This window comes from Pseudomonas luteola NBRC 103146, from assembly GCF_002091675.1.
Taxonomy (GTDB): Bacteria; Pseudomonadota; Gammaproteobacteria; order Pseudomonadales; family Pseudomonadaceae; genus Chryseomonas; species Chryseomonas luteola.
Genome location: NZ_BDAE01000007.1, coordinates 96167 through 122636 on the forward strand (window position 1 = coordinate 96167; position 26470 = coordinate 122636).

General features: G+C 56.2%; 24 protein-coding genes. 14 read left to right on the plus strand and 10 right to left on the minus strand.

The features are described from left to right. Nucleotides 1-8: 8 nt before the first annotated feature. Nucleotides 9-1793: an IlvD/Edd family dehydratase gene (locus PLU01S_RS10555; protein ID WP_074828041.1), complete on the minus strand. Its 1785-nt coding sequence runs from the start codon at nucleotides 1791-1793 to the stop codon at nucleotides 9-11. Nucleotides 1794-2028: 235 nt separating this feature from the next. Between PLU01S_RS10555 and gntR the strand changes: the two genes are divergently transcribed. The 3 genes from gntR (at nucleotide 2029) to tadA (ending at nucleotide 5066) form a co-directional block, all read left to right on the plus strand. Then, nucleotides 2029-3063, plus strand: coding sequence for an HTH-type transcriptional regulator GntR (gntR, locus tag PLU01S_RS10560; protein ID WP_037030040.1), 1035 nt, complete (start codon nucleotides 2029-2031; stop codon nucleotides 3061-3063). A gap of 123 nt (nucleotides 3064-3186) precedes the next feature. Beyond that, on the plus strand, nucleotides 3187-4557 hold the full coding sequence (locus tag PLU01S_RS10565; RefSeq protein ID WP_074828044.1) for a multicopper oxidase family protein: 1371 nt from the start codon (nucleotides 3187-3189) through the stop codon (nucleotides 4555-4557). Nucleotides 4558-4571: 14 nt separating this feature from the next. After that, nucleotides 4572-5066, plus strand: a complete 495-nt coding sequence (gene tadA, locus PLU01S_RS10570) for a tRNA adenosine(34) deaminase TadA (RefSeq protein WP_010797363.1) — start codon at nucleotides 4572-4574, stop codon at nucleotides 5064-5066. Here the strand turns inward: tadA and PLU01S_RS10575 are convergent. The 6 genes from PLU01S_RS10575 to PLU01S_RS10600 all read right to left on the minus strand — a co-directional run bounded on the left by PLU01S_RS10575 (nucleotide 5063) and on the right by PLU01S_RS10600 (nucleotide 9848). Continuing rightward, on the minus strand, nucleotides 5063-6019 hold the full coding sequence (locus tag PLU01S_RS10575; RefSeq protein WP_010797364.1) for a DUF72 domain-containing protein: 957 nt from the start codon (nucleotides 6017-6019) through the stop codon (nucleotides 5063-5065). The two genes, tadA and PLU01S_RS10575, sit on opposite strands and share 4 nt — an antisense overlap. Before the next feature lie 56 nt (nucleotides 6020-6075). Then, nucleotides 6076-6480, minus strand: coding sequence for a SufE family protein (locus tag PLU01S_RS10580; protein ID WP_074828047.1), 405 nt, complete (start codon nucleotides 6478-6480; stop codon nucleotides 6076-6078). Then, entirely contained in the window at nucleotides 6477-7682 is a 1206-nt protein-coding gene (locus PLU01S_RS10585) for an aminotransferase class V-fold PLP-dependent enzyme (protein ID WP_074828050.1), read from the minus strand. Before PLU01S_RS10585 ends, PLU01S_RS10580 begins: the two co-directional genes overlap by 4 nt. 105 nt (nucleotides 7683-7787) lie before the next feature. Further along, nucleotides 7788-8828 (minus strand): 2,3,4,5-tetrahydropyridine-2,6-dicarboxylate N-succinyltransferase, encoded by a 1041-nt coding sequence (gene dapD / locus PLU01S_RS10590; RefSeq protein WP_010797367.1) that lies wholly within the window; start codon nucleotides 8826-8828, stop codon nucleotides 7788-7790. A 26-nt stretch (nucleotides 8829-8854) separates the two neighbouring features. Next, nucleotides 8855-9481 (minus strand): LysE family translocator, encoded by a 627-nt coding sequence (locus PLU01S_RS10595; RefSeq protein ID WP_074828052.1) that lies wholly within the window; start codon nucleotides 9479-9481, stop codon nucleotides 8855-8857. A 1-nt stretch (nucleotide 9482) separates the two neighbouring features. Further along, nucleotides 9483-9848: an ArsC family reductase gene (locus PLU01S_RS10600; RefSeq protein WP_074828055.1), complete on the minus strand. Its 366-nt coding sequence runs from the start codon at nucleotides 9846-9848 to the stop codon at nucleotides 9483-9485. Nucleotides 9849-10003: 155 nt separating this feature from the next. Here PLU01S_RS10600 and PLU01S_RS10605 point away from each other — a divergent pair, with 155 nt between their 5' ends. From PLU01S_RS10605 to PLU01S_RS10620, 4 genes are all read left to right on the plus strand, one after another. Beyond that, on the plus strand, nucleotides 10004-10945 hold the full coding sequence (locus tag PLU01S_RS10605) for a DNA/RNA non-specific endonuclease (RefSeq protein WP_074828059.1): 942 nt from the start codon (nucleotides 10004-10006) through the stop codon (nucleotides 10943-10945). 146 nt (nucleotides 10946-11091) lie between these two features. Next, nucleotides 11092-12570 carry an iron-containing redox enzyme family protein gene (locus PLU01S_RS10610; RefSeq protein ID WP_074828063.1) on the plus strand — a complete coding sequence of 493 codons (1479 nt, stop codon included), beginning with the start codon at nucleotides 11092-11094 and terminating at the stop codon, nucleotides 12568-12570. Nucleotides 12571-12642: 72 nt separating this feature from the next. Continuing rightward, nucleotides 12643-13599 carry a methyltransferase gene (locus PLU01S_RS10615; protein WP_083397953.1) on the plus strand — a complete coding sequence of 319 codons (957 nt, stop codon included), beginning with the start codon at nucleotides 12643-12645 and terminating at the stop codon, nucleotides 13597-13599. 214 nt (nucleotides 13600-13813) lie between these two features. Beyond that, nucleotides 13814-15448 carry a Na+/H+ antiporter gene (locus PLU01S_RS10620; protein ID WP_074828065.1) on the plus strand — a complete coding sequence of 545 codons (1635 nt, stop codon included), beginning with the start codon at nucleotides 13814-13816 and terminating at the stop codon, nucleotides 15446-15448. Nucleotides 15449-15455: 7 nt separating this feature from the next. Here the strand turns inward: PLU01S_RS10620 and dapC are convergent, their stop codons facing one another. Genes dapC through map form a run of 3 tightly spaced genes read right to left on the minus strand, consistent with a single transcriptional unit; the run spans nucleotide 15456 to nucleotide 20189 of the window. Continuing rightward, a complete protein-coding gene (dapC, locus tag PLU01S_RS10625; protein ID WP_074828070.1) occupies nucleotides 15456-16649 on the minus strand; it encodes a succinyldiaminopimelate transaminase in 1194 nt (397 codons plus the stop codon). A gap of 45 nt (nucleotides 16650-16694) precedes the next feature. Next, nucleotides 16695-19394, minus strand: a complete 2700-nt coding sequence (locus PLU01S_RS10630; RefSeq protein WP_019364434.1) for a [protein-PII] uridylyltransferase — start codon at nucleotides 19392-19394, stop codon at nucleotides 16695-16697. A gap of 12 nt (nucleotides 19395-19406) precedes the next feature. Beyond that, nucleotides 19407-20189 (minus strand): type I methionyl aminopeptidase, encoded by a 783-nt coding sequence (gene map / locus PLU01S_RS10635; protein ID WP_074828074.1) that lies wholly within the window; start codon nucleotides 20187-20189, stop codon nucleotides 19407-19409. A 280-nt stretch (nucleotides 20190-20469) separates the two neighbouring features. Here map and rpsB point away from each other — a divergent pair, with 280 nt between their 5' ends. The 7 genes from rpsB to ispC all read left to right on the plus strand — a co-directional run bounded on the left by rpsB (nucleotide 20470) and on the right by ispC (nucleotide 26457). Continuing rightward, nucleotides 20470-21210, plus strand: a complete 741-nt coding sequence (rpsB, locus tag PLU01S_RS10640) for a 30S ribosomal protein S2 (RefSeq protein WP_010797377.1) — start codon at nucleotides 20470-20472, stop codon at nucleotides 21208-21210. 122 nt (nucleotides 21211-21332) lie between these two features. Beyond that, nucleotides 21333-22202: a translation elongation factor Ts gene (tsf, locus tag PLU01S_RS10645; RefSeq protein ID WP_010797378.1), complete on the plus strand. Its 870-nt coding sequence runs from the start codon at nucleotides 21333-21335 to the stop codon at nucleotides 22200-22202. A gap of 190 nt (nucleotides 22203-22392) precedes the next feature. Next, nucleotides 22393-23136 (plus strand): UMP kinase, encoded by a 744-nt coding sequence (pyrH, locus tag PLU01S_RS10650; RefSeq protein ID WP_010797379.1) that lies wholly within the window; start codon nucleotides 22393-22395, stop codon nucleotides 23134-23136. Continuing rightward, nucleotides 23133-23690: a ribosome recycling factor gene (gene frr, locus PLU01S_RS10655; protein WP_010797380.1), complete on the plus strand. Its 558-nt coding sequence runs from the start codon at nucleotides 23133-23135 to the stop codon at nucleotides 23688-23690. Before pyrH ends, frr begins: the two co-directional genes overlap by 4 nt. Before the next feature lie 15 nt (nucleotides 23691-23705). Next, a complete protein-coding gene (gene uppS, locus PLU01S_RS10660; protein WP_010797381.1) occupies nucleotides 23706-24461 on the plus strand; it encodes a polyprenyl diphosphate synthase in 756 nt (251 codons plus the stop codon). Beyond that, a complete protein-coding gene (locus tag PLU01S_RS10665) occupies nucleotides 24455-25270 on the plus strand; it encodes a phosphatidate cytidylyltransferase (protein ID WP_074828077.1) in 816 nt (271 codons plus the stop codon). The genes uppS and PLU01S_RS10665 overlap by 7 nt, the downstream gene beginning before the upstream one ends. After that, on the plus strand, nucleotides 25267-26457 hold the full coding sequence (gene ispC / locus PLU01S_RS10670; RefSeq protein WP_074828081.1) for a 1-deoxy-D-xylulose-5-phosphate reductoisomerase: 1191 nt from the start codon (nucleotides 25267-25269) through the stop codon (nucleotides 26455-26457). The genes PLU01S_RS10665 and ispC overlap by 4 nt, the downstream gene beginning before the upstream one ends. Nucleotides 26458-26470: the final 13 nt, after the last annotated feature.

Genomic DNA, 26470 nt, shown 5'->3' on the forward strand with positions numbered 1-26470 from the left:
CTCCTTGCTCAATGGGAGTGGCGAGGGGCACCGTTTTCGGTGATCACTCGCATATACAGGGTGGCTGGCTCCAGGCAGCCGCCAGTCGATAACTGCCCGACCAGTTTGCGGTAGAGCTCCTGCCAGGGGGTCTGAGAGGGCGGAATGCTGGGCAAGGCCTCACCGCGCCGACGCTCCAGTTCATCCTCGTCGATCAGCAGTTCGACCCGTCGTGCATTAAGGTCGACCCTCAGGCGGTCCCCTGTTCTGAGCAGGGCAAGTCCGCCGCCTATAGCTGCTTCGGGTGACATGTTGAGAATAGACGGGCTGGCTGAGGTGCCGCTCTGGCGTCCGTCACCCATGCAGGGCAGTGAATCGATGCCTCGACGGATCAGTTCTGAAGGTGGCGCCATGTTGACCACCTCGGCGCTGCCGGGGTATCCCACTGTGCCGCAACCGCGAATGACCAGGATGCAGTGCTCATCGATTTCCAGGCTGGGATCGTTGATGCGGGCGTGATAGTCCTCAGGCCCCTCGAAGACAATCGCACGCGTCTCGAAGGTGTTCTCCTTGCCTGGCTCGGCCAGATAGGTCTGACGGAACGCTTCACCAATAACCGAGACCTTCATGATGGCGCTATCGAAAAAATTGCCGCTCAGGACGATAAACCCGGCGCGATGCTTGAGGGGCGATTCACAGGGGCGAATCACATCGTTATCCAGTGTCTGATGTTGCGTGATGATCTCGCCAATGGTTTTGCCGGAGACGGTGTTGCAGTGCCGATGGATCAAACCGGCCTTATCCAGTTCGTGAAGCACGGCCGGTACACCGCCCGCGCGGTGAAAGCTTTCACCCAGGTATTCACCTGCCGGCATGCAATTGACCAGCAACGGGACGTCCTCGCCCAGGCGCTGCCAATCTTCCAGGCTCAGATCGATACCCATGTGGCGGGCAATCGCGATCAGATGTGGAGGGCAGTTGCTGGAAGCCCCTAGGGCCGAAGCCAGCACGATGGCATTTTCGAATGCCTCTCGCGTCATGATCTGCGAAGGGCGGATCTCTTTTTTCACCAGGTCGACAATGCGCTTGCCTGTGACGTAGGCCATCTGGCCACGCTCGCGGTAGGCAGCCGGAATACTGGCGCACCCAGGCAGCGACATGCCGAGCGCCTCGGCCAGTGAGTTCATGGAGAGGGCTGTGCCCATGGTGTTGCAGTGGCCGATAGACGGAGAGGCCGCCGTGGTCATTTCCATGAAGCCTTCGTAGTCGATCGTCCCGGCAGACAATAGGTTGCGTGCATGCCAAAGCACGGTTCCGGAGCCGATACGCTTGCCGTTATGCCAGCCGTCCAGCATGGGGCCGCCGGAAAGCACGATGGCAGGAAGATCTGTCGTGGCGGCTGCCATCAGGCAGGCCGGGGTGGTTTTGTCGCAGCCTGTAGTCAACACCACGCCATCGAGCGGATAGCCGTGCAGAATCTCCACAAGCCCGAGATAAGCCAGGTTTCGATCAAGCGCAGCGGTAGGCCGCCGGCTCTGCTCAGCGAGCGGGTGCACCGGAAACTCCATGGGGATTCCGCCTGCGTCACGAATGCCGGCCTTGACGCGTTGGGCAAGTTCCAAATGGTGGCGGTTGCAGGGGGCCAGGTCACTACCTGTCTGGGCGATCCCGATAATAGGTCGACCCGATTGCAATTCATCACGGGTCAGTCCGTAGTTCATATAGCGCTCGACATAAAGCGCGGTCATGTCGGCATGGGCAGGATCATCAAACCATTGCTGGCTGCGTAGTCGGCGTTGTGTGGATTCACTCATGCTTTGTTGTTCTTCAGATCAGAGGTGAAGGGGCGCAGCGAGCGCTCCGGAGCGATGACAGGTATCAGACGCTGTGCTGGAAAAGGACGTGTGAGGGGCAAGGACATGATGCGTTCACCACTATTGTTTTTATCAAGCGAATGTTAGCGCCTACATTTCGATGTTAGCGCCTACATTTTGTTTGTAAAGACCTCTTTTGACGCTAAAATCAGCTGTGCTTATAACGGTATGGATGATGAGAAACCGGAAACCGGCTCGTAGACGAGTCACGATGCAGGACATAGCGGAACACGTCGGCGTGAGTTCGATTACGGTTTCCCGAGCGCTCAAGACGCCGGAAAAGGTCGCCGTGCCGGTGCGTGACAAGATCCTCGAAGCATGCAGCCAGCTGGGCTACGTCCCCAACCAAGCCGCTATGGCCCTGGCGTCGGCACGTTCCCAGAATATTGTCGTGTTGATCCCCTCGCTTACCAATAGCGTGTTCGTCGACATCCTGGTCGGCATCAAGGAGCGGCTCGACCGGCATGGTTATAACCTGCTCATCGGCATAACCGGCTACTCGCTCGAACAGGAGGAACACCTGCTGCGTACCTATCTGCAGCATTCCCCGGATGGGGTGATCCTGACGGGTATCGACCATACGCCCGGGCTATGGGCATTGCTGGAACAACAGCAGATTCCAACGGTGCATACCATCGAAACCCTGACGCGGGACGATTGTTGGAGCGTAGGGTTTTCCCAGTTTGCCGCTGGGTATGCCGCGGCCCGTCATCTGATCGAGTGCGGCTATCGACGTATCGGCATCATTGGCGCGCAGGGCGATCCACGTACGCTGCGGCGTCGGGATGGGTGCCGCCAGGCGCTTGAGGAAGCCGGGTTATATGATCCACAGCGGGAGCTGTTTGTGACCAGCAACTCTTCCCTGGCACTGGGGGCAGAGCTGTTTGAGCGGATGCACCGTGCACATTCCGATTGTGAGGCGCTGTTCTTTTGCAATGATGACTTGGCGCAGGGCGCTGTTTTCAAATGCGGCCGCCTGGGTATTGCCGTTCCCGACCGCATGGCCATCATGGGCTTCCATGACCTAAACGGGTCGGCCTGGACGTCTCCGCCGCTCACGACTGTGGCAACACCACGCTATCGCATCGGTTGTGAGGCCGCAGAGCTGCTTGTCGCTCATCTGGCGGGGCAGGACAGGCCGGAGCGTCATGTAGACCTGGGATTTGAAATCGTTCACCGCGAAACGACACGGCTTGATCCCAGGGCCTAGGTCGCTCATCTCCCATCAGTCTGAAAGCGTGCGTCTCCGCTTACTTAATTGAGAGTGCTTCTTATCTTTGAGTGAAATCGGGTGTATTGTGCGCTCCTCCAATTTCCCGAGGGACTGCATTTCATGTCTTTCACGCGGCGCCAGGTGCTCGGCGGTTTGACCGGTCTGGTTGTGGTAGGGGTAGGCGCTGGCGGCGCTCGCTGGTGGCTGGGGCGGCCACAGGTGGCCAAAGCATATGACTACGAGCTGATCGCGGCGCCGCTGGATGTCGAGTTGGTGCCAGGGCATATTACGCCTGCGCTGGCCTATGGCGGCCAATTTCCAGGCAAGGAAATTCGGGCGCGGCAAGGCGAATGGTTGCGTGTCCGCTTCACTAATCATCTCGATCAGCCCACCACGATTCACTGGCATGGCATTCGTCTGCCCATCGAGATGGATGGCGTACCGTATATCTCGCAGGCACCAGTGCTGCCGGGCGAGAGTTTCGTCTATCAGTTCAAGACGCCGGACGCCGGAACCTATTGGTATCACCCGCATGTCGCCAGCAGTGAGCAACTGGGGCGAGGCCTGGAAGGACCGCTTATTGTCGAAGAGCGTGAGCCGACCGGCTTTGCGCACGACATGACGTTGTGCCTGAAGAACTGGCATGTGGATGATCAAGGAGCCTTTACAGCGTTCAGCATTCCTCGAGAGGCGGCTCGCGTAGGCACGCTGGGTCGGCTGACCACGGTAAATGGAAAGCACGTTCCCACTATTGATCTACCCGCGGGCGCAGTGGTGCGTTTGCGCATTCTGAATGTGGATAACACGGCAACCTACCGATTGAACCTGACGGATGTCGAGGCGCGTATTTATGCACTGGACGGCCATCCCATCGAGCCTCGGGCGTTTGGCGATGAGTACCTGCTAGGCCCTGGTATGCGCATCGATCTGGCATATAGGGTACCGGCAGCCGGGACAACGGTGTCCCTGCGTAACGGCCCGCTGCGATTGGCCACCCTGGGGTCTACCGATCAGGGCGCCCAGTCTGGAGAATGGCCGCGGCCCTTGCCGCCCAACCCTGTCAGCGAGCCGGACCTTGAACGCGCGGAAACCGTAAACTTTCGCTTCGAATGGGTAGCGACTCTGGCCAGCGACCCGGCGTACTGCGGCAAGGCGATGTACTGGCAGATCAACGGCCAGGCCGGTGGCGAGCACAAGGAAGGGGACCCGCATCCAGCGTTGGCGAAGCTCAAGCTTGGGCAGAGTTACATCCTTGAGTTTCGTAACATGGCCCAGTATTTCCATCCTGTGCATCTGCATGGGCTGACCTTCAAGGTCTTGAGTTCGGACCGGCATCCCGTGACGCCGTACTATACCGATACCTACCTGCTCGGCAAGAACGAGACAGCTCGGGTAGCGCTGATGGCCGATAATCCGGGACAATGGATGCTTCACTGCCATGTGATCGACCACATGGAAACCGGCCTCATGGGGACCATTGAGGTCAGCTGACGTTTGAGCTTGTCATGAATCGTATGCGCCGTTTCCCTCCCATTATCGACCGTAGTCAGGATGAGCTTTTCATGCGAGAGGCGCTGGCGCTGGCAGCTGAAGGCGCATCCCTGGGTGAGGTGCCTGTCGGTGCGGTACTGGTTCATGACGGACGGATCATCGGACGCGGCTTCAATCAGCCTATTACCGGCCATGACCCCAGCGCCCATGCAGAAATGCAGGCCATTCGTGCAGCGGCCTTGGCGCTGGAAAACTATCGTCTGCCGGACACTACCTTGTATGTAACCCTTGAGCCGTGCAGCATGTGTTCAGGGCTTCTGGTGCACGCCCGTATCCAGCGTCTGGTGTATGGTGCACGTGAGCCGCGTGCCGGTGCGGTAGAAAGCCGTGGGCAGTTCTTCAAGCAGGATTTCCTGAACCATCGCGTTATCGTTGAGGGCGGCCTTCTGGCTGAAGAGTGTGGCGCCTTGCTGACCGACTTCTTCCGGGCGCGTCGGAGTAAATCCTAAGGCGCATTGGCCTTTTTCTTTCGCTTCGGCTTGGCCTCCTCGCCAATCAGGCTTAGATCCCATTTGCCCAGGCTTTCCTTCAGGCCTAGCGCCACTGTGAGCCGGTCGGCATCGAACGGCGCGTGGACATTGGCATCATTATCAAAATAGCAATAGATGTCTCGGCTCTCCTGTGTGGGCAATCGATGTGCCTGGTCAATCAGCTGGGCATCGTCCGGCTCTCCACCTTGCGCCCAAGCCTGAATGCGAGACGTCCAATAGTGCAGCGCTTCATCCGAGTAGCGGCTTGAATAGAGCTGCTCGTGACCGTGCAGGCGTATATAAAGAAAGTCTGCCGTGACATCCTCCCGGTACAGCCACTTGCCCGCTGTGTCGGCAATTACCAGCGCCACGTTATAGCGCCGCAGTAGCTCGACAAAAGCGGGGTCGATAAAGCTCTCATGCCGGATCTCGACGGCATGGCGCAAGGGGCGATTGGCATCGATACTCAGGCTGCAGCGGCCCTCCATGCGCGCCTCACAATGCAGGGCGAGCGCCTGGGCGGTCTGGGTGTCCTGAGGCAGGAGCTTTAGAAATGCCTCAAACCGCTCAGGCTCGAACTTCAAATTAGCTGGAAACTGCCAGAGGATAGGTCCCAGTTTCTCCTTGAGCTCAAAGATGCCGGAGGCCAGAAAATTGGCCATCGCTTTTTCGATATCTTTTAGGCGCAGGATATGCGTGATGTAGCGCGGACCTTTGACGCTGAAAAGAAAGTTTTCACCGGTTTCTGCATACCAGCTGGCGTAGCTCTGAGGGCGCTGAAGCGAATAGAAGGAGCCATTGATCTCGATTGTAGACAGCGCCCGTGAGGCAAAGCGCAGCTCCTTGTTTTGAGTCAGCCCTTCAGGATAGAAAACACCCCGCCAAGGCACGTAGCGCCAGCCAGAAATACCAATACGGATCTGCGCAGCCATAGAAAACTCCTCAACTCGTCTCTTCTTCGGACTGCGCGGAGGGGAGTGGGGTTCGGCTAGGCTTCAGCCAGCGTTCGCATGCGTTCGACTACCGCACGTAGGCCATTGCCACGAGAGGCGGAGAGTTGCCGCTCCAGCCCTAGTTGGCCCAGCCAGTCATGAATATCCAGCACGGCCAGTTCTTCCTGGGTCAGTCCATTGGCTCGGACCAAGAGTACAGCCAGCAGGCCACGGAGAATGCGAGAATCGCTGCCCGCTCGAAAGAAGTGCTGCTCTCCATCCTGCTTGTGAGTGACCCAGACCTGACTTTCACAGCCATAGACCCGATCTTCGTCTCGTCGGGTCTCAACATCGGGCAAGCGTGTCGCCCACTGCAACAAGAGGCGTGAACGAGCTTCCCACCCGTTGGCGGAAGAGAAGGCATCCAGCGCAGCCTGCGCCTCAGTCGTCAAACCTGTCATTGTAGTAGCTCCAAGGCATTATCCAGCGCCATGAAGAAGCGCTCCAGATCCGTTGAGTCACTATACAGACCAAGCGAAATACGCAGCGAGCCTGCCTCGCCCAGGCGCTTGAACAGCGGCATGGCGCAATGATTGCCCGCCCGCACGGCAATGCCTTGCTCGCCCAACATATGGGAAAGATCAGCCACATGTATGCCATCAACCACTACGCTGGCCAGGGCAATCTGCGGCTCGCCCAATACACGAACGCCCTCGCGAGCCGCCAGTCCGGCCTGTAGTTTCACGCACAACGCCTGCTCATGACCAAAAATGGATGACTCGTCTTGTGCGCTGAGCCAATCCAATGCTGCCCCCAAGCCAATGGCTGCACCAACAGGCGGTGTCCCGGCCTCCAGCCCCATGGGAGCAGAATGAAACTCAGCGTGTTGATAATCGGCGTTACGCACCATCTCGCCACCAAACTGCCAAGGCGCAAGAGCTGCCAGGGCCTCGGCATGTCCCCAGAGTACCCCTATGGCCTCTGGTGCGTAGAGCTTATGGCCGGAAAATACATAGAAATCCGCGCCCAGGTCCTTGGGACTGTGGCGGCCATGAACCACACCTTGAGCTCCATCCACAACGAGCCAGGCGCCTTGATCGTGGGCCAGACGGGAGAGCTCGGCCAGCGGCTGCCAGGTTCCCAATACGTTCGACAGCTGGCTGATGGCAACCAGACGCGTGCGTGGGCCGATCAGTTCACTGGCTCGATTGAGGTCGATATGGCCCGAGTCTGTAAGCGGCAATACGATCAACTCTACCCCCTGGCGCCGAGCCAACTGCTGCCAGGGCAGAAGGTTGGCATGATGCTCCAGGGCACTGACCACAATTTCATCGCCGGGCTTGAAGTGATGCTCAAGCCCGTAGGCTATCAGGTTGAGCCCTTCCGTCGTGCCGCGAGTAAACACGACTTCCCTTGAGCTGGAAGCGCCTAGCCAGCGGGCCACCTTGTCGCGTACGGACTCATAGGCCTGGGTGGCGCGCTCGCCAGGGCGGTGCTGAGCGCGATGAACATTGGCGGCGCCGCGGGCATAGTACGCTGTGAGCGCATCCAGTACAGCCTTGGGCTTTTGCGCTGTGGCCGCAGTGTCCAGATAGGTGATGCCGTCTTCTTCAAAGGCAGCAAGGGCCGGAAAGTCGGTGCGCCAGGGGGAGGGCAATGTCATGGCTTCAACTTTTGGAAACGGATGAAAAAAAGCCGCCCGGCCGTGAGCCGGCGGGCGGCCTACTTACAGGTCTGGACCCGGTACCAAGGTACCGGGTTCCATGACTCAGTTATGCGCGTGCAGGGCTTCGTTCAGCTCGATTGCACTCTTGTTGGTTTTGCACTCGACCGCGCCGGTCTGGGAGTTGCGGCGGAACAGAAGATCATTCTGGCCTGCCAGATCGCGCGCCTTGACCACCTGTACCTGCTGGTTCTGATCATCCAGCACAATCACCTTGGTGCCCGCTGTTACATACAGGCCGGACTCCACTGTGCAGCGATCACCCAGCGGAATGCCGATGCCCGCGTTGGCACCGATCAGGCAGCCCTCGCCAACGCTGATCACAATATTGCCACCGCCAGACAAAGTACCCATGGTGGAGCAGCCGCCGCCCAGATCCGAACCCTTGCCGACGAATACACCCGCCGAGACGCGGCCTTCGACCATATTCGGGCCCGCCGTACCGGCATTGAAGTTTACGAAGCCCTCATGCATGACGGTTGTGCCTTCACCGATATAAGCGCCCAGACGAACACGGGCGGTATCGGCGATGCGCACGCCACTGGGAACGACATAGTCGGTCATCTTCGGGAATTTATCGACGGAGAACACTTCCAGCAATTTGCCGCGCAGACGGGCTTCCAGTTGCTCGGAAGGCAGTTCTGCCAGGTCGATGGCACCCTGATTGGTCCAGGCAACATTCGGCAGCAGGGCAAAGATGCCGCTCAGGTTGACGCCGTGCGGCTTGACCAGACGATGCGACAGCAAATGCAGCTTCAGGTACGCCTCAGGCGTTGAGGAGGGCGCAGCGTCTTCCGCCAGAATCGTGGCAACCAGCGGCTTGGCGCTTTCAGCCAGACGGGTTAGCAGGGCCATCTGAGTCTGAGCGTTCTCTACGCCACGCAAGGCATCGGCCAGAGAGCGCGCCTGAGACGGCGTAAAGGCGATGGTTTGGTTCCCGCCTGCATAATTGAGAACCGGCGTGATGGCCGCAATCAGTTCTGCCGAGGGGTTCAGCAGGGGCTGGGCATAGAAGACTTCGAGCCAGGCGCCGTCGCGATTTTGCGTGCCGACACCAAAGGCCAGGCTGAACACATTCTGAGACATGAAACTTTCCTTCTAAACAAATAAGGTCAGGCCGGACGCCGGCTGAGAAGTAATCCCACACCGGCACTACCCAGAAGGGCGGCACAACCACGGTTGAACAGACGCTTGGCACGCTCACCAGCCAACAGGCGGCCGAGACGTGCTCCGGCGAAGGCGTAAATTGCGATGGCGAAGCATTCCATGATCAGAAACGCTGCGCCCAATTGAGTAAACTGCTGCCCAAGCGGCTCACCCACCACTACAAACTGCGGAAGAAACGCGGTAAACAGCAAAATAGCTTTGGGGTTGCCTGCAGCGATCAGAAACTCCTGACGCATCAACTTCCAGAGGTCTGCCTTGATGACTTCGTCAGGAGATGGAGCGTCCGTCGAGGTGTTGGCAGTCCATAAGCGGATGGCAGTCCAGATGAGGTACATCGCACCTACAAGCTTGATCGCAGTAAAGAGCCAGGCCGACGTCAACAATACGAGCGCCAGGCCTGAGCCCGCCAGCGCGATCATGCCGGCAAAGGCAATCAGTCGGCCCAAGGTGCCGATACAGGCCGCTGCAAAGCCGAAGCGGGCAGCATTATTAACGGACAGCAGATTGTTCGGCCCAGGCGCCATGTTCAATGCGAAACAGGAAGGTATGAATAGTGCCCAGGCAATCGACATGTCAGCGGTCCAGTTCAGCCGAGTAGAGTTCCGGCTTGAAGCCTAGTGCGCGACGCTCTCCCAGGTCCAGTACAGGACGCTTGATCATGGAGGGCTGCGCCAACATGAGCTCGATGGCACGGGCCTCATCAATATCTGCCTTTTGTTCGTCAGGCAGTTTTCTGAACGTAGTGCCGGCGCGGTTCAGCACCTTTTCCCAACCAAGCTCACGGCACCAGGTTGAAAGGGTTTCCCGGTCGATGCCGCTGACCTTGTAGTCGTGAAAATGATAGGTCACGCCATGTTCGTCGAGCCATGTGCGCGCCTTTTTCATGGTGTCGCAGGCCTTTATGCCATACAAACTCAATGTGCCGTTCGTGTCGGGCATTCCTGGCCTCCCACCCTTGTAAAGTAATCGCCAAATAGGAATGTCAGAGTATGCCATGTAGAGGTGGGCTGTGCGCCTATCGATGCAATCTATAACAAGGCGACAAGGCATTGCCTAAGCTCTCTACGCACTCTATACGATAGGAATATGAAGAAATGTCGATCGACCTGAACCACAGACCCAGACTGAGCGATATGCGCCGACTCGCACCGCAGGAGGCAGCGCCTGCGGTTGATCTTGAGGCCAGGCAGCAGGGCCCTCGTATCACTGATGCCGAGTCGCTGTCCGGGCGCCCGGGATATGCCGCCGACTTTCTTGGTGAATTCAGCGTACCCTGGCCTACCATGAGCGATGAACGTGCCGGGGACGTGCTGCCTGTTTCAGGTTCCGCCGAAAATCGACTCGACTATATGCATTTCTCCATCACCATGTCGGCGTCACGCCGGCTGGCGTTCTACGTTGGCGTCAATATCGATGGTACTCAGTCCGTTTCGGTCGAGCGGGGCAAGGATCGCTGGTCCTATGACGGACGTATCCCGCTGGAAGCCCAGATTGGCGAAGACCTGTACGCCAATAACCTGCTGGATCGCGGACACCTTGTTCGTCGTGAGGACCCTAACTGGGGGAATGAGGCGGAAGTTGCCAACCGTGACACCTTTCATTTCACCAACTGCTCTCCGCAGATGGCCGGCTTCAATCAGAAGAACTGGCTGGATCTGGAAAACTACCTGCTGGAAAACACCCGGCGCTGGAAGGAGCGGGCAACGGTATTTACCGGGCCGGTTTTCCGGGACGATGACCGGCGCTATCGAGGTGTGCTGATCCCGTCTGCTTTTTGGAAGGTAGTCGCCTTTTTATCCGATGACGGAAAACCATCTGCAACCGCCTACATGATCGATCAATCTAGCGAGCTGGGACAGCTGGATGCCGCGTTCGGACGCTTCCGAACCTATCAGCGCAGTGTTCGTCGTATCGAACAGCTGACAGGTATCAATTTTGGCCCACTCTCCCGTTACGACGGTTTTTCCAACGAGGAGGCCATGACAGGGACGCGGATCGAGGCTGAGCTTCACACATTGGCCGACATACGGGTTTGATGGCTTAACGCCTTGCAGCTCAAGACGTTGGCCTCTTGAGTTGCAATCGTTTTCTGCCAAGCGGACACAAGGTAAGGAACTCACCCGCCAGGCAGGGGCCAAATTGTACAACCTGTACAATTATTAACTGCCAGATGTGCTGACGTATGCAGACCACTACACGAGCCACGACGAGCCGACAGGCTGTGTTAACGCCGTACGCCCTTGAGCCATCCCGTCATCTTTATTTTTCTCTGCTTGAACAGAAGCCCGCGGCTGACGCGCTCGAAAGGGCTCGGCACTATCTTGACGAGCAGCTGAGTGCGACTGGACCTATGCCATCCGATTTGCCGGAGGATCCGCAAGGGCTAGAGCGCTGGATGCTACAAAGTACCGAGCAGGTAGGTCAGGAGTACCGAGCCTATCTCAAGTCCCGGAAGGCAGGCGCCCCTCGTCGTTATTTCACGAGTAAATCCCATGCGCTCTACTTTTTGAGAGGGGTTGCCCCGACCAAACTGGTAGACGGCGCCTGGCTGTACGGTATTTTGCAGCGCTGGAATGACACCCGCTTCACTGCACCTATCCAGATCTATCTGGAAGAGTTGGGCGAGGGTTTGCCAGACAAGAATCATGTCGTCCTGTATAAGAAATTGCTGGCCAGTAACGGTTGTGAAGACTGGGATGGCCTGAGCGATGATCATTATGTTCAGGGTGCGATCCAGCTGGCGCTGGCCTATAACGCCGAGCATTTCCTGCCCGAGATCATTGGCTTCAACCTCGGCTATGAACAGTTGCCGCTTCATCTGCTCATTACCTCTTACGAGTTGAATGAGCTTGGGATCGATCCTTATTACTTTACGTTGCACGTGACGGTCGATAACGCCGGTACCGGTCATGCAAAGAAGGCCCTGCAGGCCGTTCATGACGCCATGCCGGTAGAAGGTCGCGAAGCATTCTATCGACGTGTAGCTCAGGGCTATCTGCTCAACAACCTGGGCGCAGGCACAACGTCTATCATTGGCTCGTTCGATCTTGAACAGGAAGTTATTTCGCTACTGGCAGAGAAAAGCACAGTCGGCAAATACGTGCATTCTGATTACTGCCGAATCGGTGGGCGCAATGTAAGTGAGTGGCTGGCCGATCCAGCTCAGATACCGGCCTTTCTTGAAGCCATGGAGGCTCAAGGCTGGATCAAGCGCCATGAAGACCCACAAAACAGCCGTTTCTGGAAGCTCATACAAGGTGAGCGTGCCGAAATGTTTGGTGTGTTTACTGCCTATGAGCAGCAGCTTATCCATGACTGGATTGCGGGTGATCTGGTGCACACCGGTGCCAAGGTAATAGCCAAGGACCAGGCAGGGCAGGACCGAGTTGCTATCTTGCCTAAGCGGGAGCTGAGCTTTCGCGCTAAGCAGCGCCAGCAGGAAGCGCTTTGTCAAAGCGCAGGCGATAATGCGGCCTCAAATGCCTCTATTGCAGAGGTAAATGACTTTGACAGCGAAGCCGCGGCCCTGGAGCAACGCCTGGCGTGCCAGCCGACTCGCGAAGCGGGTATGGCGCTTCTGATCGAGATGATGTCGCCAGCCAATCACCATACCGCCTCTGGATTGTTGGCCACACGCCTCTTCAACAAGCTTTTCAACTGACCATCCAAGGACAGGGCCCAACGAGGGCCCTGTCCTGTTTCTAAAGGATCAAACTGCGTGACGGATACACAGATGCGCGAACAGCCTGCAATCTCCAAACACTCGGTCCAACCTTTTCGCCTCTTGATCGAAGCATTACGCGACGCTCATTACCAATTCATCACAATAACGCCGGCCTCACATGCCCGCGTCAATAGTCGCCCCGGCAACGAGTGGGCGAAGGACTTGCAAGGTATTTTTGGCTGGAGTCGGCCCTTCAGGCAGGAGTTCATTTCACCCGAGCTTTTCGAAGCCATGCAGGCCGCCGACGTCCTGGAGTCCTACCAGGATGGTTGGCGCAGCAAGGTTCGCGTGTCGACTTTGAGCGATCAGCTGTTCATCCACTCCGCTTATCCTACGGACGAGGCGGATGCAGTGTTCTTTGGTCCAGATACGTATCGCTACGCCAACGCTATCGAAGCCCAGCTGCGCTTCGAAACTGGGCAGATTCGGCGGGCAGTCGATATCGGCAGTGGTGCAGGCCCGGGTGCGATACTTGTCGCGCTGGCGAGGCCAGGCGCTGAGGTCTTGGCTGTTGATATCAACGATCGCGCGCTCCGCTTTACTGAAATCAATGCGGACATGGCTGAGGCGACCAATGTGGTGGCTCGGCATAGCAACCTGCTGAATGATGTTGAAGGCGAGTTCGATCTTATTATTTCCAATCCGCCTTACCTGGTCGATCCTACCGAACGCGCCTATCGCCACGGGGGTGGGCCGCTGGGCGCCGGACTCTCTCTTTCCATTCTGGACGCCGCGCTGGAGCGCTTGGCACCAGCGGGAACCTTGCTGCTGTATACCGGCGTGGCTATGGTGGACGGCCAGGATCCGTTCCTAGAGGCTGTCCAAGAGCGGTTAGCCAAAACAGATTTGGTCTGGCGTTATCGTGAGATGGACCCGGATGTCTTCGGTGAAGAACTGGAATCCGGTGTTTATGCACAGGCCGACCGCATCGCGGCTGTAACCCTGACCGTTACCCGCCCTGCCTGAAACTGTCTTTCAACGTGACGCCCTCTTAGTTGAGGGCGTCCAGTTGGCGCCAGCACGACGTACTGGCGAGCCTTGGGTGAGGTGTATGACCTCATGACACCTCATGCCTACCGTTTGGGCGCGGCATTGCCGAACGTGTCTTTGCAGGGCTTGTCGATAGGGATCGTGTCGTACAGATCGGGCGGATCGGCTCGGTAGCCAGCGGAGAGAAGCGGTGACACTCGTTTATACCATCTTGATCATGCTGCTTGTCGTGGGCGCGACCCGCTTGAGCGCTCAGTTTCTTCCCGTGCCGCTTCCACTGATCCAGGTCGTTGTCGGGGCGTTACTGGCGTTGCCAGCCCTGGGCTTGCATGTCGCGCTTGATCCTGAGCTATTCATGCTCTTGTTCATTCCGCCACTTCTGTTCTCCGATGGGTGGCGCATGCCGAAGCGCGAACTCTGGCGGCTTCGGGCGCCTATCCTGACGCTGGCGTTTGGTCTGGTATTCATCACCGTTTTGGCCGCTGGCGCCTTTATTCACTGGCTGGTGCCTGGTCTGTCCTGGCCGGTAGCCTTTGCACTGGCCGCGGTTCTGTCGCCGACCGATGCCGTTGCGGTGTCTGGAATTGCACGTGGGAAACTGCCCAAGCGGCTGATGCATATCCTGCAGGGTGAAGCACTTTTCAATGATGCGTCCGGTCTTGTCACCTTTCGCTTTGCCGTAGCGGCTGCCATGACCGGCGTGTTTTCGCTGGCAGATGCGAGTCTGACGTTTCTCATGGTTGCCATTGGCGGTCTCTTTACAGGGGCGGCGCTCAGCTGGCTGACAGGGCAGGCCCGTAACTGGCTGGTCGAGCATGGGTGGACGGATCCTGCACCCTATGTCGTCTTCTTGCTTCTATTGCCATTTGCCGCCTATGTCATTGCCGAACACCTGGGCTTCTCAGGCATTCTTTCTGCGGTTGCCGCCGGGCTTGTGCAGAGCCGTATCGACATGCTGCCCAGGCAGTCGCGTACTCGATTGCTCAACCACAGTATCTGGTCGATGCTGGAGTTCACCTTCAATGGACTGGTGTTCCTGCTCTTGGGCCTGCAGCTGCCCGACATCATTGCTGCCGTGCTCAAGCCGTCCGAGCATGTCTACAAGACGCTAGGGTGGCTGATGGGGGAGGTAACTCTGATCTTCCTGGCGCTGATCCTGCTGCGTTACCTTGTCATGAACCTGTATTGGCGCATCTCCCGACATCATGAGGCTATGCCGGGCAATGATTTCCAACGTACCGCAATTATTGCGTCAATTGCAGGTGTACGCGGGGCCGTGACGCTGGCAGGTGTACTGTCTCTACCCATTGTTCTCGCGAATGGACAGCCATTCCCCCAGCGCGATGTCCTGATCTTTATTGCTGCGGGCGTAATCCTGCTGTCCCTGCTGGCGGCCAGCATTGGATTACCCCTGCTGCTGCGTGGACTAAGTGTGGGTACCAATGAGGCTGCCGACCGTGAGCGCCGAGAAATTCGGCGCAATACGGCAGAAGCGGCTCTTCGCGCCCTTGAGGCGGAAAGCATTGATGACGAAGATCCTGCGCGTGCGGGATTGAAGGCGGAAATCAAGACGCAGCTCATGGCCGAGTTTCGCGAACAGCTTGATATCTACCAGGACACGGAGGAGGTTCAGGCGCGTGCCCGAACCAGTCTGTTTATTGAAACGCAGCTGCGGTTGCTGGCTATCCGGGCTCAGCGTCGGGAGCTCTATCGTATGCGCTTGTCTGGCGTAATCGACGATGAAATCGTCGCTGAAGTCCTGAGTGATCTGGACTTCAGCGAGGCGACACTGATGCGCAGCCTGCCAGTTTCAACGGCAGGCTGAGCAGGCGTCAGCGGCTGCAGAATGCGCGGATACGCTCGGCGGCTTCGATACACTCGTTCAGAGGTGCTACCAAGGCCATGCGAACCCGATTGGCACCAGGATTCACACCGTTCACCGTCCGGGAAAGGTAGGAGCCTGGCACAACGGTAACATGTTCGTTTGCATACAGCTCACGGGCGAAGGACTCGTCATCTACCGGTGTTTTAGCCCAGAGGTAAAAACCGCCGTCCGGACGCTCGACGTCCAACACATCTTTTAGTATTGCCAGCACAGCGTTGAATTTTTCCCTGTAAAGCACGCGGTTCTCGCGTACGTGGGTTTCATCGCGCCATGCGGCAATGCTGGCGCGCTGTACCTGGATCGGCATGGCGCAGCCGTGGTAGGTCCGATACAGCAGGAAGCGTTTGAGAATCTCGGCGTCCCCTGCAACGAAGCCTGAGCGCAAACCAGGTAAATTCGAACGCTTGGACAGGCTGTGAAAGACCACACAACGGCTGAAGTCCTTACGGCCTAGCTCCGCGCAGGCTGTTAAAAGGCCTGCGGGTGGATTGTTTTCATCGAAATACAACTCGCTATAGCACTCATCCGCTGCAATCACGAAGTCATGGTGGTCGGCCAGCTCGATCAAACGCTTCAAGGTCTCGACAGGCAACAATGCTCCGGTTGGATTGCCGGGAGAGCACAGGAACAGCAACTGGCAGCGATCCCATATTTCGGCTGGAACAGCATCGAAGTCAGGATTAAAACCTTTCTCGGGTAGGCAGGGCAGGTAGTGCGGCTGCGCGCCAGCCAGCAGCGTGGCGCCTTCATAGATCTGATAGAAAGGGTTGGGGCTTACTACCAGCGCGCCTTCCTGGCGATTCACCACCGCCTGTGTAAAAGAGAAAAGCGCTTCGCGCGTGCCGGTTACCGGTAAGGCATGCTGAGCTGCGTCCATCCAGCCGGTCGGTACACGAAAACGCTGCTCGCACCACGTCACAATCGCTTCGCGCAAATCAGGCAGTCCGGCTGTTGTTGGATAGACCGCCAGTTGATCAAGGTGCTCGGTCAGTGCTTTTGCGACAAACGCTGGGGAGGGGTGTTTAGGTTCGCCGATTGATAACGCGATGGCCTTTTTATCTGTCGGTGGCTGGACACCTGCCAGCAGCGCGCGCAGTTTTTCGAAAGGGTAGGGCTGGAGCAGGTTCAAGGCATCGTTCATATACAGGTCTCGCGAGTGCAGCCTGGCCTTAGGCTGAGTTGTCCATTAGATACTGATGCGTAGCAACGGCGTTTCTGAGCCATTGGCCCCGCTTAGGTTTTTGATCAGCGCTTGTTGAAGTTGCTCGCACAGCTTCGGATCCGACAGGGGCTGCCCTTGAGCATCCGTAACATAAAAGACGTCTTCAACACGCTCGCCCAACGTGGCGATTTTGGCATTCTGAACCGACAGGTCGAAATCCAGGAATATACCGCCCACGCGAGCCAACAGGCCCGGGCGATCAGGGGCGGTCAGCTCAATCAGGCTCACGGCGCGCTGAGCATCCGTATAGATATTCACGTGTGGCGCGAACGCAAAATGCTTGAGCTGACGAGGAACACGTCGGTTGATGATGTTGGGGTACTCTTCAGGTGTCTTCAGGGCCTGGATCAAGCCGCTTCTGATCTGCTGGATACGGGCCGGATTATTGCCGATAGAACCTCCGTCCGCGTCGAGTACAACATAGGTATCCAGGGTAAACTGGCTGGTGGACGTAATAATACGCGCGTCCTGGATGCTCAGGTTCAGCTGGTCCATTGCCGCCACAGTCACAGCAAAGAAGTCGTGCTGGTCCTGCGCATAAATGAAGATCTGGGTGCCGCCTTCAAACTCGCGTTGAGTAGTCTCCTTGATCAGGATCAGCGGATTACCATCATTGGGATGACTCAAAATAGCTTCGGTGTGCCACGCTACATCGCTGGCAGTGTGACGCAGGAAATAGTCGTCACCGAGCTGTCCCCACAGGTGTTCGGCATCATCCTGATCGATGCCATTACGCACCAGGATATCGATGGCTGAACTCTGTGTCTGGCGAATTTGCTCTTCACGTTCTACCGGGTTCTCAAGTCCGCGGCGCAAGGCACGCTTGGTCTCGGTATACAGCTGTCGCAGCAGACTGGCGCGCCAGGAGTTCCAGAGGTTGGGGTTGGTCGCGTTGATATCTGCCACAGTGAGCGCATAGAGATAATCCAGATGGACCTGGTCGCCTACCGTCTGTGCAAAGTCATGAATCACCAGGGGATCAGACAAGTCCTTGCGCTGCGCTGTTGTCGACATCGCCAAGTGATTGCGTACCAGCCAACAGATTAGGTTGCTGTCCCATTCGGGTAGCTGATGGCGGCGGCAGAACGCTTCGGCATCTACGGCGCCCAGCTCCGAATGATCACCGCCTCGGCCCTTGCCAATGTCATGGTAAAGACCGGCAATATAGATCAACTCCGGTTTAGGCAGCTTGTTCATCACCCGCGTGGCCAGGGGATACTTTTCCGTCATCTCTGGTCGGTTCAGTTTGCGCAGATGCTTGATCAGATTGAGTGTATGCGCATCGACCGTATAGATATGGAACAGGTCATGCTGCATCTGACCGATGATTTGGCCGAACTCCGGCAAGTACAGGCCAAGAATACCGTAGCGGTTCATACGGCGAAGGTTGCGATGAATGCCTTCGCGGCTCTTGAACAACTCGATAAATAAGCTGGTGTTGCGGATGTCATGTCGGAATTCGTCATTGATCAGATGACGGTGGTCGCGAAGCAACCGGATCGTACCAGCAGAAACACCCTTGATTTCCGGGTGCTGAGCCATCAGCACGAAAATTTCCAGCAGTGCAAAGGGGGTACGCTTGAATACCTCCGGATGCGTAACCTCAATATAGCCGTCCCGTAACTGGAAGCGGCTGTTAAGAGGCTGCGTTGGCTCGCTTTCGTCATCCCGCAGGATGGCTTCCTCAAAGTGCTGCATGACAACATCGTTGAGCTGGGCAATGTCCATGACCACGCGATAATACTTCTGCATAAAGCGCTCAACGGCCAGCTTCGCATCGCTGTCTTCATAACCCAGGAGGCCGGCGATGCGGCGCTGATGATCAAACAGGAGGCGATCCTCAGGTCGGCCTGCCAGCATATGCAGGGCGTAACGCACCTTCCACAGGAACTCCTGACTGGAAGCCAGCAGCGAACATTCGCTTTCAGTCAGAAAACCCTGACCAACCAGCGCATGCAGGTTCAGCGTCCCGAAATGGCGGCGTGCAACCCACAAGAGTGCCTGGATATCACGTAATCCACCCGGTGAGCCTTTGACGTTGGGCTCAAGGTTGTATTCCGTGTCGTTGTACTTGGCATGCCGGGCCTTCTGCTCATCCCGCTTTGCCAGAAAGAAATCACGGCTGGGCCACATTCGCTTGGGGCTGGTTACATCCAGCATCCTCAGACGAAGGGCTTCCGGGCCAGCAATGGTACGGCACTCCATCAGATTAGTGATGACGGTCAGGTCGGCCCTGGCCTCATCCGCGCACTCTTGGACTGAGCGCACACTCTGTCCGACAGCAAGGCCGATGTCCCACAGCAACGTCAGGAAGCCCTCAATGGCTTCCCGATGCGCTTCCTGATCTTCTGAGCCCAATAAAATGAGCAAATCGATGTCCGATTGCGGATGCAGCTCGCCGCGGCCATATCCCCCTACGGCGAGCAAGGCAATCTGTGCATTACCCCAGTTCAGTCGTTGCCAGGCTTCGCACAGTATCTGGTCAACGAACCAGGCTCGATCCTCAACCAGGCGACGCGTACTGCGCCCGGCTGAAAATCGCTCGTCCAATACCTCATTTGCCTTGCGAATCGCCTTTTTGAACGCGGCGATGGGGCTGGTCTTTAATGCGAGTTCAGCCTGGAACTGTCCGCGGTCGAACAGTTCGGGATCTACCTGGGGCATACCCGTATTACCTCATGCGGGGGTGCGGGAAATGGTTTCGTCTTTGCGCAGTGTCAGAATTTCATAGCCATCGGCGGTAACCAGTACGGTGTGTTCCCACTGAGCAGACAGCTTGCGGTCCTTGGTGATGGCCGTCCAACCGTCACCAAGCAGCTTGGTTTCGGCGCGGCCCTGGTTGATCATCGGCTCAATGGTGAAGATCATGCCTTCCTTGAGTTCAAGGCCTGTTCCAGCACGCCCATAATGAACAACCTGCGGCTCCTCATGAAAGCCCTTGCCGATACCATGACCACAATACTCGCGCACCACGGAAAAACCCTGTTTTTCAGCGTGCTTCTGAATGATTTCGCCAATATCACCCAGCCGGGCGCCGGGGCGAACAACCGAAATACCTTTATATAGGCACTCCTGAGTTACCCCGCAGAGTCGCTTTGCCCACTCGGCCACTTCGCCGACGCAATACATCTTGCTGGTATCGCCGTGGTAGCCGTCTTTGATAACCGTGATATCCACGTTAAGGATGTCGCCTTTCTTGAGTGGCTTGTCGTTGGGGATGCCATGACAGACGACATGATTAAGCGAAGTACAAATGGACTTGGGGTAGCCCTTGTAATTGAGTGGCGCCGGAATAGCCTGTTGCACATTGACGATATAGTCGTGGCAAAGCTTATTCAGCTCCTCGGTCGTAACGCCCGGCTTAACATGCTCATCCAGCATTTCCAGTACATCAGCCGCCAGTTGGCCGGCGATACGCATTTTCTCGATGTCTTCAGGGGTCTTGATAATAACGGTCATTAGAATCTCTAAGCGCTGCGCAGGCAGCCTGCATATGGACTAAAATAAGAGGGTTGGACAGGATTCTAACAAACCTGTCCTTCGTCACCATCCCAATCGCAGTAGTCTGCCATGGTTTAATTCGGCTGACTTCTGTGGTATAAAGCGCGGCGCTTTTCGGGCAATAGCCCTAAAACGCCCTAAACCCCACACACGTATCGGCACGATGGCCTGGGTGCTCTGCAAGGAGTTGGCCATTGGGATGCGTGGAGGCCCAACCCGACTTATTGAGGAAATATCAATGTCCCAAGTCAACATGCGCGACATGCTGAAGGCCGGTGTGCACTTCGGCCACCAGACCCGTTACTGGAACCCGAAAATGGGTAAGTACATTTTCGGCGCGCGTAACAAGATTCACATCATCAACCTCGAAAAGACTTTGCCAATGTTCAACGAAGCGCTGAGCTTTGTTGAGCGCCTGGCTTCTGGCAAGAACAAAATCCTGTTCGTTGGTACCAAGCGTTCCGCTGGCAAGATCGTTCGCGAAGAAGCTGCTCGTTGTGGCATGCCTTTCGTGGATCACCGCTGGTTGGGCGGTATGCTGACGAACTATAAGACTATTCGTCAGTCCATCAAGCGTCTGCGTGAGCTTGAAGTTCAGGCTGAAGACGGCACCTTCGGCAAGCTGACCAAGAAAGAAGCGCTGATGCGCACTCGCGATCTCGAGAAGCTCGAGCGCAGCTTGGGTGGTATCAAGGAGATGGGCGGTCTGCCGGACGCTCTGTTCGTTATCGACGTTGATCACGAGCGCATCGCGATTACCGAAGCGAACAAGCTTGGTATCCCGGTTATCGGTGTTGTTGATACCAACAGTAGCCCTGAAGGCGTTGATTACATCATCCCGGGTAACGATGACGCCTTCCGCGCTGTCCAGCTGTACCTGAGCGCCACGGCTGATGCCGTACTGCGTGGTAAGCAGAACGCAGGTGCAACACCTGAAGAGTTCGTTCAAGAAGCAGCGAGCGAAGCTGCTGAAGGCTGATTGACCCTGTCGTAAAGACTGGACATTCAGTGAGCAGGAAGGGGGCTAGGCCCCCTTTTTGCCACTCAGAGAATTACTGCCCTAGGGCATTGGTTTAGACACTGATTCAAGAGGATTCGAGCATGGCAGAGATTACTGCGGCCCTGGTCAAAGAACTGCGTGAGCGTACCGGCCTTGGCATGATGGATTGCAAGAAGGCGTTGACTGCTGCCGGCGGCGACATCGAGAAAGCCATCGATGATATGCGTGCAGCTGGCGCCATCAAGGCGGCCAAGAAGGCTGGTAACATCGCTGCTGAAGGTGCGATTGCTGTCAAGGTTTCCGACGACAACAAGGCTGCTCTGATCATCGAAGTCAACTCCCAGACTGACTTCCTGGCTCTGCAGGATGACTTCAAGGCTTTCGTTGCAGATAGCTTGAATAAGGCTTTCGATCAGAAGCTGACTGATGCTGCTCCGCTGGTAGAGTCCCAGGAAGAGGCGCGTCTGGCGCTGGTTTCCAAGACAGGCGAAAACGTCACTATTCGTCGCTTGACTCGTGTGGAAGGTGATGTGATAGGTGCCTACCTGCACGGCCACCGCATCGGTGTTGTTGTTGCTCTGAACGGTGGTACGCCTGAGCTGGCTCGTGATATCGCGATGCACATTGCTGCAAGCAACCCCCAGTTCCTGAATCCTTCCCAGGTTTCTGAAGAAGCGATTGCCAAGGAAAAAGAAATCTTCCTGGCACTGAACGCAGACAAGATTGCTGGCAAGCCGGAAAATATTGTTGAAAATATGGTCAAAGGCCGTATCAACAAGTTCTTGGCTGAGGCAAGCCTGGTTGAGCAGCCTTTTGTAAAGGATCCAGAAGTCAAGGTTGGCGATCTGGCCAAGAAGGCTGGCGCTGAAATCGTTTCCTTCGTCCGTTACGAAGTAGGTGAAGGTATCGAGAAAGCCGAAGTGGACTTCGCAGCTGAGGTGGCCGCTCAGGTCGCAGCCAGCAAGCAGTAAGACGCTATCGATGCTGAAAAAGAGGCTGCCCGCCACCGCGTGCGGCCTCTTTTTTCAAGTAGCGAAGGTATGGGTTTTCTTTTTTATTTGGTAACGATCCCACTATCGATGCGTCAACGCTGACGTTCCGGTTCGGTAATGGGAAAATGATTTGTTTTTTATTATTTCAAATCGTCGCAGGAGAGACTGAATGGCTCAGCAGATGAGTGGTCGCCAACCCCGTTACAAACGTATTCTGCTTAAACTCAGCGGCGAAGCCCTAATGGGATCCGAAGATTTCGGCATTGACCCAAAAGTGCTTGATCGTATGTCCTTGGAGATCGGTCAGCTTGTTGGTATCGGTGTTCAGGTCGGGCTGGTGATTGGTGGTGGTAACCTGTTCCGTGGGGCTGCGTTGTCAGCCGCAGGTATGGACCGTGTTACGGGTGACCATATGGGTATGCTGGCTACCGTTATGAATGCGCTGGCCATGCGTGATTCCCTGGAGCGCTCCAATATCCCGGCAACTGTTATGTCAGCCATCTCCATGGTGGGTGTGACTGATCAGTATGATCGCCGTAAGGCTATGCGTCAGTTGCAGAACGGCGAGGTGGTTATTTTCTCGGCTGGCACGGGTAATCCATTCTTTACCACTGATTCGGCTGCCTGCTTGCGTGCTATCGAAGTTGAGGCTGATCTGGTGCTTAAAGCAACCAAGGTCGATGGCGTGTACACTGCAGATCCTTTCAAGGACCCGAATGCGGAAAGGTTCGATCGCTTGACGTATGACGAAGTGCTCGACCGTAAGCTGGGCGTGATGGACCTGACAGCAATCTGTCTGTGTCGTGATCATAAGATGCCGCTTCGGGTGTTCAATATGAATAAATCCGGCGCCCTCCTGAATATTGTTGTAGGCGGCGGAGAAGGTACTTTGATCGAAGAGGGCACAGTATGATCAATGAAATAAAGCAAGACGCTCAAAGCCGAATGACCAAGACCATTGAAGCGCTTGGTCACGCTTTCGCCAAGATCCGTACTGGACGCGCTCATCCAAGTATTCTCGATAGCGTTATGGTGTCCTATTACGGTAGCGACACGCCGCTGCGCCAGGTTGCCAACGTGACCGTGGAAGATTCCCGTACGTTGGCGCTGACTGTTTTTGATAAAAGCATGATTCAGGCTGTTGAAAAAGCCATCATGACTTCGGATCTAGGACTGAACCCAGCGACAGCCGGGACTACCATTCGCGTCCCGATGCCGGCTCTCACTGAGGAAACTCGAAAGGGTTTCACTAAGCAGGCGCGCCAGGAGGCTGAACAGGCTCGTGTTTCCGTGCGGAATATTCGCCGTGATGCGCTGGCTCAGTTGAAGGATCTCCTCAAGGAAAAGGAAATCAGCGAAGACGAAGAGCGTCGTGCGCAGGATGAGATCCAGAAATTGACTGATAAATATGTCGCTGAGGTCGATAAGGCCTTGGAGGCTAAGGAAACTGATTTGATGGCCGTTTGACGGCAGGGATGCAAGATGGGCAATAGCGACCCTAGTTCTGTAGTACCGCGTCATGTCGCCATTATCATGGATGGTAATAACCGCTGGGCTCGCCGGCGGTTACTGCCTGGAGTGGCAGGACATAGAGCTGGTGTCGACGCTGTTCGTGCGGCTATAGAAGTCTGTGCGGACGCCGGTGTCGAAGTGCTCACGTTGTTTGCGTTTTCCAGTGAAAACTGGCGGCGCCCGACTGATGAAGTCAGTGCATTGATGGAGCTGTTTCTATCAGCGCTTCGACGGGAAGCCAAAAAGCTCGATCAGAACGGCATACGTCTTCGCATCATTGGAGATCGTTCCAGGTTTCATCCTGAACTGCAGCGTGAGATGGAGCAGGCAGAAGCCTTGACTGCTGGTCATACAAGACTGGTACTCCAGGTGGCTGCCAATTATGGTGGTCAGTGGGACATCGCCCAGGCGGCCCAGCGGCTGGCGCAGGCAGTCAAGGAGGGTACGCTTGAGCCTGAGCGGATAACGCCTGAGTTACTTCAGAACTGCTTGACCACCGCAGGCATGCCTTTACCTGATCTATGTATCCGTACGGGTGGAGAGCATCGCATCAGCAATTTCCTGCTCTGGCAATTGGCTTATGCGGAGCTATATTTTTCCGACTTGTTCTGGCCTGACTTCAAACATGAGGCTATGCGTAAGGCGTTGGCGGATTATGCGACGCGGCAAAGACGCTTTGGAAAGACCAGTGAACAGATTGAAGCAGAAGTGAGAGCATCATGCTAAAGCAAAGGGTCCTTACCGCTCTGGTGTTGCTGCCCATAGCGATTGGGGGCTTCTTTTTGCTAGAAGGTGGGATATTCGCTGCCTTTATCGGAGCGGTGGTTTCCCTGGGTGCTTGGGAGTGGGCTCGGCTTTCCGGGCTCGTCTCTCAGGCGGCTCGTGTAGGTTATGCAGCTGTAATTGCTTTCCTTCTTCTGCTCTGCTGGCAGATGCCTCGGCTGGCGTTGGCTATCCTGCCGATGGCAGTGGCTTGGTGGATTTTTGCTGCCGTGCTCGTAATGACCTATCCAGAAAGCGCTCATTACTGGAAGTCAACTTGGCGACGCCTTTTGATTGGTGTGGCTATCTTGATTCCTGCCTGGCAGGGGTTGATCCTGCTGAAGCAGTGGCCTCTCAATAATTGGCTTATTCTTGGTGTCATGCTGCTGGTATGGGTGGCTGACATTGGTGCTTATTTTTCCGGCAAAGCATTTGGCAAGCGCAAGCTTGCTCCCAAGGTAAGTCCAGGTAAAAGCTGGGAGGGCATGATTGGCGGCCTAATAGCCAGTCTTGTGCTGACATTGGGTGTAGGTCTCTATCGCGGATGGGATGCCAATACTTTGATTAAGGCTCTGATCGGTGCTTCGCTGGTGGTCGTTATTTCGGTTGTAGGTGATCTTACGGAGAGCATGTTCAAGCGACAGGTAGGGCTTAAGGACAGTAGCCAGCTTCTACCTGGGCATGGCGGCATCATGGATCGTATTGATAGTCTGACCGCTGCAGTACCTCTTTACGCAGCACTTCTCTGGTGGTCGGGCTGGGGTGTTATGTGACTAGTCCTCAAAACATCACTGTACTGGGTGCTACCGGATCGATAGGTCTTAGTACTTTAGATGTCATTGCACGTCATCCTGATCGTTACAGAGCATTTGCGTTAACTGGCTATACCAGGCTCGATGAGCTCGGAGCGCTTTGTATCACTCATGAGCCGAGGTTTGCTGTAGTGCCGGGCAGCGCGCAGGCCGAAGCGCTGGAACATAGAATCAAGGCGGCTGGACTCTCGACGCAAGTGCTGGTCGGTGAGGCAGGGCTAAGTGAAGTATCAGCTCATCCTGATGTTGATGCTGTTATGGCTGCTATCGTTGGCGCGGCAGGTCTTAAGCCTACCCTTGCAGCCGTCGAGGCAGGAAAAAAGGTTCTCCTTGCCAATAAAGAGGCGCTTGTCATGAGCGGCTCCCTGTTTATGCAGGCTGTCAAAACGTACAACGCAAAGCTGTTACCAATTGATAGTGAGCACAATGCCATTTTTCAATGCCTGCCAGTAGGCTATGAAGAGGGACTGGTGGCAAAAGGGGTGCGGCGAATTTTGCTGACGGCTTCAGGCGGGCCTTTCCGTGAAACCTCATTGGAGGTATTGCGTGACGTTACGCCTGATCAGGCGTGCGCGCATCCTAACTGGTCGATGGGACGTAAAATTTCAGTAGACTCTGCCACCATGATGAACAAGGGGTTGGAGTTCATTGAGGCCTGCTGGTTGTTCAATGCAAGGCCTGATCAGGTTGAAGTTGTTGTTCATCCTCAAAGTGTTATCCATTCGTTAGTGGACTACATTGACGGTTCGGTTCTTGCGCAGTTGGGCAATCCCGATATGCGTACGCCAATTGCTCATGCATTGGCATGGCCTGAGCGAATGGAATCCGGGGTTAGCCCTCTTGACCTGTTTGCAGTAGCACGCCTTGATTTTCAAAAGCCTGATGAGCAGCGCTTTCCTTGCCTCAGATTGGCGAGAGAAGCTATTAGCGCAGGTGGTACCGCGCCTGCCACATTGAACGCTGCGAACGAAGTGGCAGTAGATGCCTTTCTAAACGGCAGGGCACGCTTTGATGAGATACCGCAGATCATCGAGGCTGTGCTCCAGCAGGAAACAATCTCTGCCGTAACCGATCTTGAATGTGTCATGCAAGCGGATCGCCATGCCAGGGACTCAGCCAATGTCTGGCTTGAGCGCCACAGGCGCTAAGCGCGGAGGAACG